The organism is Streptomyces sp. BR123 (assembly GCF_013401435.1).
Taxonomy (GTDB): domain Bacteria; phylum Actinomycetota; class Actinomycetes; order Streptomycetales; family Streptomycetaceae; genus Streptomyces.
On the sequence record NZ_JACBGN010000494.1, the window covers coordinates 1 to 3,046 of the forward strand.

At 69.9% G+C, this 3,046-nt stretch carries 2 protein-coding genes and 1 pseudogene; all 3 read right to left on the reverse strand.

Going from position 1 to position 3,046, the window contains the following annotated elements; genetic code table 11:
• Positions 1 to 185: pseudogene (locus tag HYE82_RS35470) on the reverse strand (AI-2E family transporter); the annotation flags it as partial.
• Between the two features lie 116 nt (positions 186 to 301).
• Positions 302 to 1,000 carry a transglycosylase SLT domain-containing protein gene (locus tag HYE82_RS35475; RefSeq protein ID WP_179178344.1) on the reverse strand — a complete coding sequence of 233 codons (699 nt, stop codon included), beginning with the start codon at positions 998 to 1,000 and terminating at the stop codon, positions 302 to 304.
• 412 nt (positions 1,001 to 1,412) lie between these two features.
• Positions 1,413 to 2,744, reverse strand: coding sequence for a PhoH family protein (locus HYE82_RS35480; RefSeq protein ID WP_179178345.1), 1,332 nt, complete (start codon positions 2,742 to 2,744; stop codon positions 1,413 to 1,415).
• Positions 2,745 to 3,046 lie beyond the last annotated feature (302 nt).

Genomic DNA, 3,046 nt, shown 5'->3' on the forward strand with positions numbered 1-3,046 from the left:
GCGGAGGTTCCGGGCGCCGGGGTGGGCGGCCCGGCGGCGGGCCGGGCCGGGCCCCCGCCCTGGCCCTCGGCCTCGCTCATGCCCTCTCCCCCGGCCTCGACCACGGCGCGGCGGGCGGCCAGTCCGGCCTCCATCCGGCTCAGTCTGTTCGCGAGCCGGCCGAGCCAGCCTGCCCTGTTCCCCATCTCGTTCCTTCCCCCCGCCTGCGGACACACTCCGACAGACCGTACACGCGGGAAGCCCCGCACCGTCGGACGGTGCGGGGCTTCCCGGAGTCGAGCGGCTGCGGCTCGGGCCGGGTCTAGTACCAGCCGTTGGCCTGGTGGAAGCTCCAGGCCGAGCAGGGGCTGCCGTAGCGTTCGTTCATGTAGTTCAGGCCCCACTGGATCTGGGTGGCCGGGTTGGTGCGCCAGTCGGAGGCGACCGAGGACATCTTCGACCCGGGGAGCGCCTGGACCAGGCCGTACGCGCCCGAAGACGAGTTCACGGCCTTGTAGTTCCAGGTGGACTCCTGGTTGATGATGTTGGAGAAGCACTGGAACTGGCCGCTCGGGACGATCTGCCGGGCGATCTCCTTGACCTGCGCGACCGTGTAGGAGCTCTGGGGCGCGAAGTCGGAGGCGCTGCGCGTGGCGGAGCGGCTGGCGATCTCCTCCTTCGCCTCGCGCTCCTGCTTCAGCTTCTCGTCCGCTGCCTTCTGGGCCTCGGCCTTCTTGGCCTTGGCGTCCTCGGCGGCCTGGAGGCGGGCGGCCTCCTCGGCCGAGCGGCGGGCCTCGGTGTCGGCGCCCTGCGCGATGGTGTCGGCCTGCTGCGCCAGGGAGCCGCTCTGGACCTCGACCTGCTCGCCGACCGGGATGTCGGTCAGGAGGGTGGCCCCGGACGCGGTGGTCTCGAGGTCGTTCGCGGAGGGGTCGCCTGCGGCGACGCCCACGACTGCGCCCACGGTGGTGACCGCGGTGGCCGACGCCACTGCGAACCCCCGGACCGAGATCCGGCTCACACGATGTCCTTCCAGCAGCGTCCGCAGTGACCCGGCGGGCGCAAGAGTGCCCCTGACGCTGGCCTCCGTGGAACTTCTGTCACTGGAGGCGCGGACCCGTGGGCAACTCCCTTGCGGGAGCTGCCGCGTGATGCTCGGGCGGCATACGGCGAACGTTTGTGGAGTTGTGGTGGTGCACGCATCTCAGGGGAGATACAACTGTGCCGTATGCGGGGCCTGACGGAAAACAGACTCTGCCGGACCCCGACACCGCAAGGCAATTCTGCGTTGCGTGGGAAACGTCACACCTGGCATGTCGCCACGGGTTTCGCCAAAGGCCTGTGCAGCATGACGCCGCCCGGCTAGGCTGTTTCGCCTTTGCCGGGCAGCGCCAACCAACTGTCCTGCTATGGGGTTTTCACCCGGTTCGCTCCTACAGGTTCTCCAGCATCTCCGTCACCAGCGCCGCGATCGGCGAGCGCTCGGATCGGGTCAGCGTGACGTGGGCGAAGAGCGGATGCCCCTTCAGTTTCTCGACGACGGCGACCACTCCGTCGTACCGGCCGACCCGGAGGTTGTCGCGCTGGGCGACGTCGTGGGTCAGAACCACCCGCGAATTCGCCCCGATCCGGGACAGAACGGTCAGAAGGACATTGCGCTCCAGGGACTGGGCCTCGTCGACGATGACGAAGGCGTCGTGCAGCGAGCGGCCGCGGATGTGGGTGAGCGGCAGGACCTCCAGCATCCCCCGGTTCAGGACCTCCTCGATGACCTCCCGCCCGGCCACCGCCGAGAGGGTGTCGAAGACCGCCTGCGCCCAGGGGCTCATCTTCTCGGACTGGTCCCCCGGCAGGTAGCCCAACTCCTGCCCGCCCACCGCGTACAGCGGCCGGAAGACCATCACCTTCTGGTGCTGCCGGCGCTCCAGTACGGCCTCCAGGCCCGCGCACAGCGCCAGCGCCGACTTGCCGGTCCCGGCCCGGCCGCCCATGGAGATGATGCCGATCTCGGGGTCGAGCAGCAGGTCCAGCGCGATGCGCTGCTCGGCGCTGCGGCCGTGCAGCCCGAAGGCCTCGCGGTCGCCCCGCACGAGCCGGACGCTGCCGTCGGCGGTGACCCGGCCCAGGGCCTTGCCGCGTTCCGACTGGAGGATCAGTCCCGTGTGCACGGGAAGTTCGGCGGCGTCCGGGACGTAGAGCCGCTCCTCGGAGTAGAGGAGGTCGATCTGCTCCGCGGAGAGGGCGAACTCGGCCATGCCGGTCCAGCCGGCGTCGGTGATCGCGAGCTCGGCGCGGTACTCCTCGGCGAGCAGCCCCACGGAGGAGGCCTTGATGCGCAGTGGGAGATCCTTCGAGACGACCGTGACGTCGTAGCCCTCGGCCTGGAGGTTGCGGGCGACCGCGAGGATCCGCGAGTCGTTGTCCCCCAGCCTGCCCCTCTCGTTCAGAAACGTGGCCGGGAGGACGCCGGGGTCGGAGTGGTTGAGTTCGACACGCAGGCTGCCGCCGAGCTCGCCGATCGGGATGGGGGCGTCGAGCCGACCGTTGCGGACCCGGTAGTCGTCCAGCAGGCGCAGGGCCTGGCGGGCGAAGTAGCCGAGTTCCGGATGGTGGCGCTTGGCCTCCAGCTCCGTGATCACCACGATCGGGAGCACGACCTCGTGCTCGTCGAAGCGGGTGATGGCGTTGGGGTCTGCCAGCAGGACGCTGGTGTCGAGGACGTAGGTCCGCCTGTCGGGCAGGCGGCGCTTAGTGCTGGTCACCACGGAAGGACGTACCCCCTCGTAAGAGGTCGGGCCTTGAAGACCGGACCGGTCATCGGCACCCCTGCGAGGGCCGAATTCCGGCCCTCCCGTTTCGTCCGTGCGAACCGCACGTGCGTCCTGGTGCAAAGGGCCTCCCGGGCGGACGGCCCCATGCCGTCCGCTGAGACTCGACACCCGTGGATCGGGCATCGACCTGAAAGGGATATTCCCCGAACAGGCTCGGCCATGCCTTGGCATATGACGGACGCTCGGTGAACCCCAGGTGAAAGGCTTGCGGTGGCGTCCCGGGGGGCGGGAGGGGG